Source organism: Anaeromassilibacillus sp. An172 (assembly GCF_002160515.1).
Taxonomy (GTDB): Bacteria; Bacillota; Clostridia; order Oscillospirales; family Acutalibacteraceae; genus Limousia; species Limousia pullorum.
This window is the reverse complement of record NZ_NFKS01000017.1, coordinates 1-12,985: the sequence shown is the minus strand read 5'-3', so window position 1 is coordinate 12,985 and position 12,985 is coordinate 1. Positions and strand designations below refer to the sequence as shown.

Sequence of the window (12,985 nt, the reverse complement as noted above, 5' to 3'; positions counted from 1 at the left end):
TTCCATTACTCTTCATTTTTAATAAGGGCAAATGACAGCTCTGCTTCAACACAAAGCTTGCCGTTAACATAACCCTTTGTATTTACAAAATAGAAAGGACCTCTGCTTTTTACAAGCTCGCAAACGCTCTCCAGAGTATCTCCCGGAAGAACCTTATTTTTAAATTTTACGTTGTTCATCTTTGTGAAATACGGTGTGCAGTTTTCTGCTTTTCCGGCAAGGAGCACACAGCTTGCCTGTGCCATCATTTCGCAGAGAATAACTCCCGGCACTACCGGATTTCCGGGGAAGTGACCTCTAAGGAAAAACTCGTCGCCTTTAATGGTGATTTTTCCCTTTGAGGTTTTCTCGTCTATAACTTCAGCCTCTTCTACAAGAAGCATGTTATCTCTGTGGGGTATAATCTTCTTAATTTCTTCCTGATTCATGGCTTTCTGCCCCCTTCTTTATACTTATCCTCTACACCTGAGGTTTATTATTTAATTTTGAACAAAGGCTGACCAAACTGAACCAGGTCACCGTTTTTAACACAGATTTCTGTGATAACTCCGCTTTCCTCTGCGTTAATCTCATTCATAAGCTTCATAGCTTCGATAATGCAGAGTGTGTCGCCCTTCTTAACTGCCTGACCAACCTGAACATATGGGTCGCTGTCAGGGGAAGCTGCTGCATAGAATACGCCTACCATCGGGGACTTGATTTCCTTGCCCTCAGCAACAGGAGCAGCCTCAGCAGCAGGTACAGCAGGAGCTGTAGGAGCCGCAGGAGCAGCCGGAATAACCATAGGAGCGGCAGGAACCTCTATAGGCTCTGCTGCAACTACCTTAACTTCACTTTTCTTTTTAAGCTTTATTTTCTCGCCGTTTCCGCAGGTAAGCTCAACTTCTGTTACGGAAGAATTATCCAAAGCGTTGATTATTTCCTTAATTTCGTCGATTGTATACATCATTGTTCCTCCACCTTTCTGAATACGATACATGCATTGTGACCGCCGAAGCCAAGGCTTGTGGAAGCCGCAACTGTGATATCTTTTTTCTCTGCCTTGTTTGGTGTGTAGTTCAGGTCACATTCCTCGTCCGGAACTTCATAGCCGATTGTTGGAGGAATAATTCCCTCTTTAATTGCCAATGCTGCAACAACGCCTTCAACACCGCCGGCAGCTCCAAGCATATGACCTGTCATGGATTTTGTGGAACTGATATTGATTTCTCTTGCTCTCTCCTCGCCCAATGCAAGCTTAATTGCCTTTGTTTCTGTCTTATCATTGAGCGGTGTGCTTGTACCATGAGCGTTGATGTAAATAACATCGCTGTCGGTAACCTGAGCTTCCTCGAAAGCAAGCTTTATAGCTCTTGAAGGGCCCTCTGCCTCCGGGTCGGGAGCTGTGATGTGGTGAGCGTCGCAGGTATTGCCGTAGCCGCAGATTTCTGCATAAATCTTTGCGCCTCTTGCCTTTGCGTGCTCGTACTCCTCAAGGATGAGAATGCCTGCGCCCTCGCCTATTACAAAGCCGTCTCTTCTCTTGTCAAAAGGAACAGAAGCTGTTTTTGGGTCAGGATTTGTGGTCAGTGCCTTGCAGTTGCTGAATCCTGCGATTGAAAGAGGAGTAACAGCAGCCTCTGCGCCGCCTGCGATAATTGCGTCTGCATAGCCGTTTTTGATTGCGTGGAAAGCCTCGCCGATAGAGTGAGAACCTGTTGCGCAGGCTGTAACTATCGGAACGCAAACGCCCTTTGCCTTAAATCTAATAGCAACTGTACCTGCTGCGATATTTGCAATCATCATTGGTACGAAGTAAGGGGAAACCTTTCTTGCGCCGCCCTTATCCATTGCAAGCACGTTGTCTGTAAATGCGTGCATACCGCCGATTCCTGCGCCTACATAAACGCCGAATCTGTCCTCTGCTATTGCTCCCATAATGCCGCTGTCGTCAATAGCCTGCTGAGCTGCTGCAACTGCATACTGGGTATAAAGGTCTGTTTTTCTTATTTCTTTTTTCTCTATGTACTTTGTCGCATCGAAGTCTTTAACCTGAGCGGCAATCTTTACTTTAAGGTCGGAAGTATCAAAATTTGTGATTACATCTACTCCGCTGATACCGTTAATCAGGGAATTCCACATGGTTTCTACGTCGTTTCCAACCGGTGTTACTGCACCCAAACCTGTGACTACTACTCTTCTCATATGCACACTCCTTACTTTTTTTACTATGCTGAATTACATTGCCATACCGCCGTCTACTCTGAGAACCTCACCTGTGATGTATGAAGCCTCATCGGAAGCCAAAAATGCAACTGCATTTGCGATATCCTCCGGCTTGCCACGCTTCTTCATTGGAATTGAAGCTGCAACCTGCTCTTTAACCTTATCGCTCAAAGCATTTGTCATGTCTGTTTCAATATATCCCGGAGCAATAGCGTTGCAGGTAACGCCTCTGCCTGCAAGCTCCTTTGCAACTGACTTGGTCATGCCTACAATTCCAGCCTTTGAAGCGGAATAGTTAGCCTGTCCTGCGTTGCCGTTAAGTCCTACTACGGAAGAAATGCTGATGATTCTTCCCTTTCTCTTTCTCATAAAGTGAGAATATGTGTGCTTTATCATGTTGAAAGCGCCCTTGAGGTTTACATTGATAACGCTGTCAAAATCTGACTCTTTCATTGAAAGCACAAGGCAGTCTCTTACAATACCTGCATTGTTTACAAGAATGTCAATGCCGCCGAAATCTTCAATGATTTTCTTTACGGTTTCCTCGCTTGCTGCAAAATCGGAAACATCGCAGTAGTAAAGCTCTACCTTAACGCCCTGCTCCAAAACCTTTGCCTTGGCATTCTGAGCTTCTTCCTCACTGCCTACATAAACTATAGCGATATCTGCGCCAAGTCCTGCAAGCTTTACCGCAATAGCCTCGCCGATTCCTCTTGAACCGCCTGTTACAACCGCTGTTTTGCCTTTCAAATTAAGCATATCTCTATTCTCCTTTTTCTTTTAATCCTTAATAATACTTTTTATATATAAACAATCTCAGACAGAAATTTCTGTCATGGGATTAGATTGCAAGATTGTCCAAATCTGCCTTGTTTTCAACCTTATAAACCTTTACATCCGGATTTATCTTTCCGATAAGGCCTGAAAGTGTTTTGCCTACACCCACTTCGATAAAGGTATCAACTCCGTTTGCAATCATGTTTTCAACTATTGAAATCCACTTAACAGGACTTTCAACCTGAGCCGCTGTAAGCTTCTTGTATTCGCCCTCGTAAGGCTGTGCTGTTACGTTTGCGTAAACAGGAACCTTAGGCTCTGCAAATTCAATGTTCTCCATATATTCTGCAAGGCCAACCGCTGCGTCGTGCATAAACGGTGAGTGGAAAGCTCCGCTTACTGCAAGCTTCTTTGCTCTGCCCTTCTGAGCCTTTACCTCGTCGCAGAGAGGGTCTATATCCTCTTCGGATGCGGCAACAACTATCTGTGCAGGGCTGTTGTAGTTTACAGGCCATGCTTTTTCAAACTTTGCGCAAATCTCCTCTACCTTTTCAGGAGAAAGCTTCATAACCGCAGCCATTGCGCCCTTGTTTTCCTTTGCAGCCTTGTCCATAAGCTCTGCTCTCTTGCATACAAGCTTGAAAGCCTCTTCATATGAAAGCATTCCTGAATATCCCAGTGCGGCGATTTCTCCCAGTGAGAAACCTGATATGTAGTCAGGCTTTATGCCCTTTTCCTCAACTGCGCAGGCTGCTGCCAAATCGCAGGCGAAAACGCAGGGCTGTGTGTTTGCTGTTACCGCCAGTGTCTGAGCGTCTGCTGTAAAGCACTGCTCTGATGTTCCCGGTCTTATGGAATCTGCCATATCAAAAACGGCTTTTGCTGCCGGTGAGCACTCGTAAAGCTCCTTGCCCATTCCTGTGTACTGGGCTCCCTGTCCTGAAAAAACAAATGCTATTTTACCCATTTCATTGCACCGCCCAATACTTTTTCTGCGCCCTCAAAGAGCTCCTCTATGATTTCCTTTGCAGGCTGTTCTTTCTTAACCATTGAAGCAACCTGACCTGCCAATACGCAGCCCTTGGAAACTTCGCCTTCTCTTGCAGCCATTCTCAAAACGCCCAAGCCCATCTTTTCAAGCTCTTCGTCAGAAACGTTGCTGCTGTCGTACTCAGCCTTTGTATACTCTCTTGTAAATGAGTTCTTAATTGAACGTACAGGGTGACCGAGTCTTTTACCTGTAACAACTGTGTCTATGTCCTTAGCCTTTAAGATTTTGTTTTTGTACTCCTGAGAAATTGTACATTCCTCTGCAACCAAAAATCTTGTTCCAACCTGAATACCTACTGCACCCAGCATAAATGCAGCTGCAACCTGTCTGCCGTCTGCAATACCGCCTGCTGCGATTACAGGGATTGAAACTGCGTCAACTACCTGAGGAACCAAAGCCATTGTGGTAAGGTCGCCAACGTGGCCGCCGCTTTCGCCGCCCTCTGCGATAACCGCAAATGCGCCGTTTCTCTCTGCCATCTTTGCAAGGGCAGTTGAAGGAACAACAGGGATAACCTTGATACCTGCTTCGTTCCATGCTTTCATGTATTTACCCGGGTTTCCTGCTCCTGTTGTAACAACCGGAACTTTCTCTTCTACTACTACCTGAGCTACTTCCTGTACAAATGGGCTCATAAGCATGATGTTTACGCCGAAAGGCTTGTCTGTAAGCTCTCTTGCTTTTCTGATTTCAGCTCTGAGCTGTTCTCCGTTTGAATTCATAGCGGCAATTATTCCAAGTCCGCCTGCGTTTGAAACACCGGCAGCCAGAGAAGCGTCGGCAACCCATGCCATACCGCCCTGGAAAATTGGATATTTAATTCCCAGCTGTTCATTTATAACTGTAGATATCATAATAAACTACTCTCCATTCCTACAAAAACTTAATTTTTGTTTTCGCATATTTTGGGACAATATATTTTTCCGCCGGATAATTCCGTAAATGCGGTAAAAATCTTAATTATCAGACAATCAGTCCATAGCCCATCTTACTACGCAGCTTCCTGACGTAAGTCCTCCTCCAAAAGCGCAGAACACAATGATGTCGCCCTTTTTGAACTTGCCTTCTCTTCTTGCTACGTCCAAAGCTATTGGCATACAGCCGGCTGATGTGTTGCCGTATTCCCCGATAGTACATATGTACTTTTCTCTCGGAATACCCAGCTTGTCCGCCGCAGCTTCGATTATTCTCATATTTGCCTGATGAGGAATTACATAGTCGATATCGTCCATTGTAAGACCTGCATCCTTAACCGCTTTTCTTACGCCTTTTACCAAAGATGTAACCGCAAATTTATACACCTCGTGGCCATTCATAAAAATAGCAGGCTTGCGCTGTTCCTTTGCAAAAGGAGAAAGGTTCTCTCCCCTTGGAGCATAGAGAACATCGGGGTTACCCTTTGCTGTAATGTGGATTGAAAGAAGGTCGTCGCCCTTTCCTAAAACAACTGCGCCGCCGCCGTCGCCGAAAAGAACGCAGGTGGAACGGTCTGTCCAGTCCATTGTGTTTGAAAGGTTGTCGTATCCGATTACAAGAACCTTTTCAACACGGTTTCTTGCAAAAAATCCGTCCGCAACGTCAAATGCGTAAACAAAGCCGGAACAAGCTGCGTTTACGTCAAATGCCGGACATTTTGCGCCTATCTCTCTCTGTACAACACATGCCTGTGACGGTGTGATATATTCGCCTCTCAAGGTTGCGCAGATTATAAGATCAAGGTCTTCCGCTGTGATACCGGCGTCCTCCAGCGCTTCCTTTGCAGCTTTTACGCACATATCCGTCATGGTTTCTTCTTTACAGATGTGTCTCGTTTTTATGCCTGTTCTCTGAACAATCCACTCGTCGCTTGTGTCAACCATTGTGGACAGTTCGTCGTTGGTCATGGCATAAGCCGGAACCCCTCTGCCGGTTCCGAGAATCGAAAAGCTCATTATCTCTACCTCCGTTTTCTTTTGGAATTTTTTGGGAATATTTCTGAAAAGCCATAAAAGATTTATGACTTTTTCATTTGTGTTTTATCTTCCCCGAGAAACTTTCGCTTGTTTAAAGACATAATAAAATACATCTTTAAAATAATATATAAAAACCTCTTCTTGTGAAAAAACGCACAAAACATTTTCCCGTCCTAATAAACTTTGAAAACAACAGTTATTAAGCCAGGGCACAGATACCCACAATAGTATATTCTGGCATAATAATTTTACACCCAGACAATGTTTCTGTCAACAAAAAATATACTTTCTTTGTTTTTGTACATTGTAAAAAACCGGTTCTCAGCTGCAAAAATCCATAAGAATTTCCCTAAGCTTTTCCTCACCCTCAACGGCTATTCCCTCTGTAAGCTTTTGAGCGTCATAGGGCGGAAGAGTATCAACTCTTGTCTGGGTTATTTTTATAGGTACCTCCCCACCCTCTTTAAACACCGCAACCAGCCCCTTGTATTCTTTCAAAACATAAATCTCCTTTGTATCTGCGTCAGCGTAGCTTTTTTCTGCCAATACAGTGTCAGCGCCGTTATCCAGGCTTGACACAGTTATGGAAATAATTGCGCACACAAAAACTGCGGCTGCGGATATAAGCAGTATTTTTCTCATTATTTTACACCTCCGTTGTTATTTTTTCAGATAATATCGTTAATATACATAATTTTTGATACAAAACACAAAATAAAATTTAAAATATAAATTTCAAAAAACATTTATTTCCTTTTGAATAAATGGTATAATACTAATTAGCTGTATACAAATGCAGACTGCGGAAAGCCTTTTGCCGACCCTGAATAATCGTACCTTTAAAATTTCATATTATTAAATTTTTACACGTTCTCATGTCAAACAAGCGCTTGCAACACTGTCGTAACAATAACAAGAATTGTTCTTAAAGGAATACGGAGGACATGAAATGAAAAAGAACCAACAGAACCGGAACAATTCCGGAAATATGACCGCTGAAAAAACATCGGGAGTAAAGACATTTTTTACAATGCTGAGAAAACTGCTTGTTACGGTGATTATGGTTTGTATCTTTGCAGGTATTATCCTGACTGTTTCCGCTGTTTCATATGTTATAGGAATAGCCAACGAACCTTTGGGAATTGACCTTGAGGCAAAATCCTTGAACCTTACAAGCTTTATTTACTGCGAAAATCCGGAAACGGGTAAATTTGAGGAATATCAGACCCTTTACGACACGGAAAACCGTGTATGGGTTGATTTCGACGAAATACCCAAAGCCATGAAAGATGCAATTATTGCAATTGAGGACAAGCGCTTTAAAGAACACAACGGTGTTGACTGGATAAGAACAGGCGGCGCTGTTTTAAACCTTTTCACAGGTCAGGACAGCTACGGCGGCTCCACCATTACCCAGCAGCTTATCAAGAATGTTACCCTTGACAATGACGTTAGCCTTACACGTAAGATAAGAGAAATTTTCCGTGCTTTAAAGCTTGAGGACGAGTACAACAAAGACCAGATCCTTGAGGCTTACTTAAATGTTGTAAACTTCGGAAACAACTGTCAGGGAGTTCAGGCAGCGGCAAAGCTTTATTTTGACAAGGATATTTCAGATTGTTCAATAGCCGAGTGTGCCGCCATTGCGGGAATAACCCAAAACCCTTCTCTGTGGAATCCGCTTGTTTATCCTGAAAACAACAAGGAACGCCGTGAGGACGTTTTATATGAAATGTATAACCAGGGAAAGATTACCGAAGTCGAATATAACGATGCTTTGGAAGAATCTGAAAATATGGAATTTGTAGGTTTCCGGTATTCAGATGAAGATGAAGACGATGATACCGATACACAGGAATGGAACTGGTATATAGATGTAATGTTCCGTGATCTGCGCAGAGACCTTGCAGAGAAATACAACATCACCGAGGATGCAGCCGAGGAGAAAATTTACACAGAGGGTCTCAAGATATACTGTGCCATGGATATAGAGATGCAGGAGTTTATGGAAGATACTGCTCTTTCCGTAAGCAGCTTTGCTTCAGACGAGGATTTGCAGACAGCTTTTACACTTATTGAATCCGACGGAAGAATTGTCGGAACAGTAGGAAGCTCAGACGAGCGTGAAGGAAAGCTTCTTTTCGACAGATCAAACACACCTTTGCAGCCCGGTTCATCAATAAAGCCGGTTTTGCCTTATCCATCGGCTATTGAGCAGGAAAAACTGAATTATTCAAGCTTGGTAGAAGACCAGCCATATGACAAATGGGCATATTATAACGGTCAGTGGCACTCAGGACCAAACAACGTATACGGATATTACAACGACTACATGACTGTAGCCGACGCCATTGAATGGTCATCTAACGCCGTTGCCGTAAGAGTTCTTGATTTGGCAGGAGTTTCTTACTGCTATGACAAAGCCACAAACGGCTTCGGATTTGAAAACCTTGACCCTGAGCAGGACAGCGTAAATCTGGGCGGTCTTTCTCTTGGCGGTCTTTCCGGAGGCGTTACCGTAAGAGAAATGGCTTCCGCTTACAATTACCTTATTACAGGCGGCAAGTATTACGAACCTTACACCTATTACTACGTTACAGACCAGAATGACAATATTATTTTGGACAACAGAAGCAACGACGGCGTACAGGTTTATTCCGAGGAAACCGCCGGCATTATGAACAGACTTCTTCACTACAATGTTACAACAGCTCAGCACACTCAGGCTTGGAGAGCAAGAGTAAGCGGCTGGGATATTATCGGTAAGACAGGTACAACAGACTCAGGAAAAGACTCTTGGTTCTGCGGATGCTCACCTTATGCTTCACTGGCTGTTTGGACAGGTTATGACGAGCCTCAGACAATCACAGGAAACGGCTCTATAAACTCCCTTACCATATTCCAAAAGGTTATGGCGGAGTACCTTTCAGACAAGAAAAACATAAACTATGAGCTGCCGGATACACTTATCTCCGCAAGGTATTGCAAAGACACCGGACTTCTGGCTTCATCCTCATGTTCCAATACAGACATAGGATATTATGCAGAGGATAATTTACCGTCCTATTGTTCTGAAACCGCTCACAATACCGAACCGACTTCTTCCGAGAATGAAAACAAAACCGACAATACTGAAGAACGGACAACCGAGGGCCACAACTCTAACACAGAGCCAACCACGGAACCAACGGAACCGCCTTCATCTTCAGAAGATCACACTTCACCGACCTCACCATCTTCGTCTGATGCCGGTCACACTTGATTGACAGTTTAACCTAAAATATGGTGACGCCGATATTAGATTAAATCCGGATACCGGTGTCACCGGAATACTGTTTGTCTTTTCAGAAAAACCGAAAGAGAGGCGCAAATATGATTTCTATCGCAATTATGGGACACGGAGTCGTAGGCTCCGGCGTTTCAGAAATTATCACAACACACAAAAACAAACTTTTCACCGCTTTAGGTGAAGAAATCGACATAAAATACATATTGGATCTCAGAGATTTTCCGGACCACCCACTTGCCGACAGATTTACAAAGGATTTTGAAACCATAGTAAACGACGTTGACATAAGGGTTGTTGCCGAGGTTATGGGCGGAGTCCACCCCTCTTACGAATATGTAAAGCGTTGTCTTGAGGCAGGAAAGAGCGTTGTCACATCAAATAAAGAGCTTGTTGCCGCACACGGCGCAGAGCTTTTGGCTATTGCCAAGGAAAACAACGCAAACTTCCTTTTTGAAGCCAGCGTAGGCGGCGGTATCCCGATTATCAGACCTATGGACCAGTGCCTTGTGGCTAACAATGTTGACGAGGTTGCAGGTATTCTCAACGGCACAACAAACTACATCCTCACAAAGATGATTAACGACGGCATGCAGTTTGAGGACGCATTAAAGCTTGCACAGGAGCTGGGATATGCAGAGAGAAACCCTGCCGCAGACATCGAAGGACACGACGCATGCCGCAAAATATGTATTTTGGCTTCTCTCGCCTTCGGCAAACATGTTTATCCCCAGTACGTTCACACAGAGGGTATCACAGCCATAACCCTCGAGGACGTAAAATATGCAGAAAAATGGGGCGGCGTAATAAAGCTTATCGGACAGGTTAAGCTTTTGGAAAACAAGAAGCTTGATATCTTTGTAGCTCCTATGTTTGTTCCAAACAAGAGCCAGCTTTCCGATATTGACGACGTATTCAACGGAATTATGGTAAGAGGCGACTGCACAGGAGACGTTGTTTTCTACGGAAGAGGAGCAGGAAAGCTTCCAACCGCCAGCGCAGTGGTTGCCGACATTGTGGACTGCTGCAAGCACTTAAAAGCCAGAAAGAGAATTTTCTGGACAGACGGCGGCGAGGATCTTGTTATTCCTTACGATGAGTCAGTTACAGCTATGTATCTCCGTCTTAAATCCAAAGACGAACATTGTGCATATGATATTGCAAAAGAAGTATTCGACGGAAATGTCGAGCCTCTTGTTCTTGAGGAAGCTCAGGAAAGCGAAATCGCTGTTATCACCAACCCCATGCCTTACGGCATGATTAAAAATAAAATCTCCGACCTTGAAGCAAAGGACGTTTGCGTCCTCTCAGCTTTGAGAATCGGTGATCTATAATAAGCAAAAAAGGAGTACTATAATATGAGTCTTATTGTCCAGAAATTCGGCGGAAGCTCTGTTGCCAACGCCGAGCGTGTGATGAATGTTGCAGGTATCGTTACAGACACATATAACAAAGGAAACGATGTTATAGTTGTTGTTTCGGCACAGGGCGACACAACAGACGACCTTATAGAAAAGGCAAAGGAGATAAATCCCCACGCTTCAAAAAGAGAAACAGACATGCTCTTGTCAGCCGGCGAGCAGATTTCAATTTCCTTGCTTGCAATGGCTATTGAAAAGCTGGGTTATCCTGTTGTTTCCCTTTTGGGATGGCAGGCAGGCTTCCAGACAACTTCCGCTCACACCAGCGCAAGAATTAAGAGAGTTGTTCCTGACAGAATTAAAAAAGAACTTGACCAGAGACGCATCGTAATCGTTGCAGGCTTCCAGGGTCTTAACAGATATGACGATATAACCACTCTCGGCAGAGGCGGTTCAGACACAAGCGCAGTTGCAATCGCTACAGCTCTTCACGCTGACCTTTGTCAGATTTACACAGACGTTGAAGGCGTTTACACAGCTGACCCGAGAAAGGTTAAAAAAGCTATTAAGCTTAAAGAAATTTCCTATGACGAAATGCTTGAGCTCGCTACACTTGGTGCTCAGGTTCTCAACAACCGTTCAGTTGAAATGGCTAAGAAATATAATATTGAACTCGAGGTTCTCTCCAGTCTTACAAAAGCCCCGGGTACATTGGTAAAGGAGAATGCAAAAATGGAGAAAATGTTAATCAGCGGCGTAGCAAAAGACACAGATGTAGCAAGAATTTCTGTAACAGGTATTCCTGACAGACCAGGCCTTGCATTCAAGATGTTTGCAAAGCTTTCTGCAAAGGACATAAACGTTGACATTATCCTCCAGTCAATCGGACGCAACGATACAAAGGACATCTCCTTTACTGTTGCTAAGTCAAAGGGTGAAGAGGCTGTTGCAATCCTCAAGGACTACATCAACGTAATCGGCGCTAAGGAAGTTCTTTACGATGACAACATTGCAAAGGTTTCCATCGTAGGCGCAGGTATGGAAAGCCACGCAGGCGTTGCTTCCAAGATGTTCGAGGCTCTCTATGACTCACACATCAACATTCAGATGATCAGCACCAGCGAAATCAAGGTTTCCGTTCTCATCGACAAGAACGACGCCGACACAGCTGTTGCAGCCATCCACTCCAAATTCTTCGAGTGATTTTTATATCCGACTTTTTTATATCCGACCTGCAAAGGGAGGATATAAAAATTGACTTCCGTTTCAGGTCGGGCGAGTCTTTTGTTTCCGCCTTGTAAAACTTTCTTTAAGAAATCAGCACCGTTTCAAGGCGGGCGAAACCTTTTTCTTATTCTTTGGAATGGTTCGCCCTCGGTAGGGTTTGATTTTAAAATTATAAATTTACAGCCATGGTTTTATTTTTGAACCATGGCTGTTTCTTTATTTTCTTTTATAGAACTATACATCGTAGGGGCGGATTGTATATCCGTCCGGTAACACAACGGTAAATGATAAAAAATATGTCTTTTTACGGAGATTGTGTTAAATAATACACCGACCAAAAACATATTTTTATAAATGTGAACTCAGTTTATCTGCAAGCCTTATAAATCCTCCATAAGCTTCTCCACATCGCTCTGACCGTAATCTAAATTTTTGGTTATAAGTACCGTTCCGTCCCTTTTAAGTCCTAACGTATATTTGTTGCCTGCGGAAACAGCCACTATATCGTTCCAGTCCTCTACATCGCACTGGCCGTGGTGGTTATCCCCCACAGCTTCTACAGTACCGTCTTTTCTAAGTCCAACTGTGTGATTCATACCTGCTGAAACAGAAACCATATTTTCCCAGCCCTTTAAATTACATTGACCGTATGTGTTTCCTCCTACAGCAACAGCTGTTCCGTCGCTTTTTAATCCTGCTGTGTGGTGCCAGCCTGCCGATGCAGACACGATATTTTTCCATTTACTAACATCACACTGACCATTGACGTTATTTCCTGTAGACACAACACTGCCGTCGTTTTTCACGCCTACTATAAACCTAAATCCTGCCGAAATGTCCTTAATATTTTTCCAGAAGTTCACATAACTTTTATAATAATTATTATTGCCTGCTGCCACAACCGTGCCGTCTTCTTTAAGACCTGCGGTACAATCATACCCGGCGGCAACAGCTTTTATATTTTTCCAATCGCCAACATCACAGCGTTTATCGTAATCAGCCCCTACAGCCACAACCGTGCCGCCTTTTTTAAGTCCCACTGTGTGTTCCCACCCTATGGAAATACCGGCAATATTTTTCCAGTTTGCAGCATCGGTTTTTTGGCTTATACCGCACTCTTCTGCCA

12 protein-coding genes are annotated in these 12,985 nt (G+C 43.9%); 3 read left to right on the top strand and 9 right to left on the bottom strand.

The genetic code is table 11. From position 1 onward, the window contains the following. Nucleotides 1–5: 5 nt before the first annotated feature. The 8 genes from B5F08_RS08690 to B5F08_RS08655 form a co-directional block, all read right to left on the bottom strand. On the bottom strand, nucleotides 6–428 hold the full coding sequence (locus B5F08_RS08690; RefSeq protein WP_087378377.1) for a 3-hydroxyacyl-ACP dehydratase FabZ family protein: 423 nt from the start codon (nucleotides 426–428) through the stop codon (nucleotides 6–8). A 47-nt stretch (nucleotides 429–475) separates the two neighbouring features. Continuing rightward, nucleotides 476–949, bottom strand: coding sequence for an acetyl-CoA carboxylase biotin carboxyl carrier protein (gene accB / locus B5F08_RS08685; RefSeq protein ID WP_204245178.1), 474 nt, complete (start codon nucleotides 947–949; stop codon nucleotides 476–478). Further along, nucleotides 946–2,184 carry a beta-ketoacyl-ACP synthase II gene (fabF, locus tag B5F08_RS08680; RefSeq protein WP_087378375.1) on the bottom strand — a complete coding sequence of 413 codons (1,239 nt, stop codon included), beginning with the start codon at nucleotides 2,182–2,184 and terminating at the stop codon, nucleotides 946–948. Before fabF ends, accB begins: the two co-directional genes overlap by 4 nt. Before the next feature lie 33 nt (nucleotides 2,185–2,217). Further along, nucleotides 2,218–2,964, bottom strand: a complete 747-nt coding sequence (gene fabG, locus B5F08_RS08675; RefSeq protein WP_087378373.1) for a 3-oxoacyl-[acyl-carrier-protein] reductase — start codon at nucleotides 2,962–2,964, stop codon at nucleotides 2,218–2,220. An 82-nt stretch (nucleotides 2,965–3,046) separates the two neighbouring features. Continuing rightward, a complete protein-coding gene (gene fabD / locus B5F08_RS08670; protein WP_087378371.1) occupies nucleotides 3,047–3,949 on the bottom strand; it encodes an ACP S-malonyltransferase in 903 nt (300 codons plus the stop codon). Further along, nucleotides 3,937–4,887, bottom strand: a complete 951-nt coding sequence (gene fabK, locus B5F08_RS08665) for an enoyl-[acyl-carrier-protein] reductase FabK (protein WP_087378369.1) — start codon at nucleotides 4,885–4,887, stop codon at nucleotides 3,937–3,939. Before fabK ends, fabD begins: the two co-directional genes overlap by 13 nt. 117 nt (nucleotides 4,888–5,004) lie before the next feature. Further along, nucleotides 5,005–5,964, bottom strand: coding sequence for a beta-ketoacyl-ACP synthase III (locus tag B5F08_RS08660; protein WP_087378367.1), 960 nt, complete (start codon nucleotides 5,962–5,964; stop codon nucleotides 5,005–5,007). A gap of 342 nt (nucleotides 5,965–6,306) precedes the next feature. Next, nucleotides 6,307–6,627, bottom strand: coding sequence for a hypothetical protein (locus B5F08_RS08655; protein ID WP_087378365.1), 321 nt, complete (start codon nucleotides 6,625–6,627; stop codon nucleotides 6,307–6,309). Nucleotides 6,628–6,934: 307 nt separating this feature from the next. Between B5F08_RS08655 and B5F08_RS08650 the strand changes: the two genes are divergently transcribed. The 3 genes from B5F08_RS08650 (at nucleotide 6,935) to B5F08_RS08640 (ending at nucleotide 11,835) form a co-directional block, all read left to right on the top strand. Further along, a complete protein-coding gene (locus B5F08_RS08650; protein ID WP_087378363.1) occupies nucleotides 6,935–9,247 on the top strand; it encodes a transglycosylase domain-containing protein in 2,313 nt (770 codons plus the stop codon). 110 nt (nucleotides 9,248–9,357) lie between these two features. Next, on the top strand, nucleotides 9,358–10,605 hold the full coding sequence (locus B5F08_RS08645) for a homoserine dehydrogenase (RefSeq protein ID WP_087378361.1): 1,248 nt from the start codon (nucleotides 9,358–9,360) through the stop codon (nucleotides 10,603–10,605). A gap of 24 nt (nucleotides 10,606–10,629) precedes the next feature. Further along, nucleotides 10,630–11,835, top strand: a complete 1,206-nt coding sequence (locus B5F08_RS08640; RefSeq protein ID WP_087378359.1) for an aspartate kinase — start codon at nucleotides 10,630–10,632, stop codon at nucleotides 11,833–11,835. Between the two features lie 404 nt (nucleotides 11,836–12,239). On the opposite strand, the gene B5F08_RS08635 is transcribed toward B5F08_RS08640, so the two are convergent. Further along, nucleotides 12,240–12,985: RCC1 domain-containing protein (locus B5F08_RS08635; RefSeq protein ID WP_330395813.1), on the bottom strand; the 746-nt coding region annotated here is incomplete at its 5' end.

Excerpts from the sequence above, each read along its gene's own strand:
- B5F08_RS08690 (WP_087378377.1), bottom strand. The coding sequence starts at position 428 with ATGAATCAGGAAGAAATTAAGAAGATTATACCCCACAGAGATAACATG.
- accB (WP_204245178.1), bottom strand. The coding sequence starts at position 949 with ATGATGTATACAATCGACGAAATTAAGGAAATAATCAACGCTTTGGAT.
- fabF (WP_087378375.1), bottom strand. The coding sequence starts at position 2,184 with ATGAGAAGAGTAGTAGTCACAGGTTTGGGTGCAGTAACACCGGTTGGA.
- fabG (WP_087378373.1), bottom strand. The coding sequence starts at position 2,964 with ATGCTTAATTTGAAAGGCAAAACAGCGGTTGTAACAGGCGGTTCAAGA.
- fabD (WP_087378371.1), bottom strand. The coding sequence starts at position 3,949 with ATGGGTAAAATAGCATTTGTTTTTTCAGGACAGGGAGCCCAGTACACA.
- fabK (WP_087378369.1), bottom strand. The coding sequence starts at position 4,887 with ATGATATCTACAGTTATAAATGAACAGCTGGGAATTAAATATCCAATT.
- B5F08_RS08660 (WP_087378367.1), bottom strand. The coding sequence starts at position 5,964 with ATGAGCTTTTCGATTCTCGGAACCGGCAGAGGGGTTCCGGCTTATGCC.
- B5F08_RS08655 (WP_087378365.1), bottom strand. The coding sequence starts at position 6,627 with ATGAGAAAAATACTGCTTATATCCGCAGCCGCAGTTTTTGTGTGCGCA.
- B5F08_RS08650 (WP_087378363.1), top strand. The coding sequence starts at position 6,935 with ATGAAAAAGAACCAACAGAACCGGAACAATTCCGGAAATATGACCGCT.
- B5F08_RS08645 (WP_087378361.1), top strand. The coding sequence starts at position 9,358 with ATGATTTCTATCGCAATTATGGGACACGGAGTCGTAGGCTCCGGCGTT.
- B5F08_RS08640 (WP_087378359.1), top strand. The coding sequence starts at position 10,630 with ATGAGTCTTATTGTCCAGAAATTCGGCGGAAGCTCTGTTGCCAACGCC.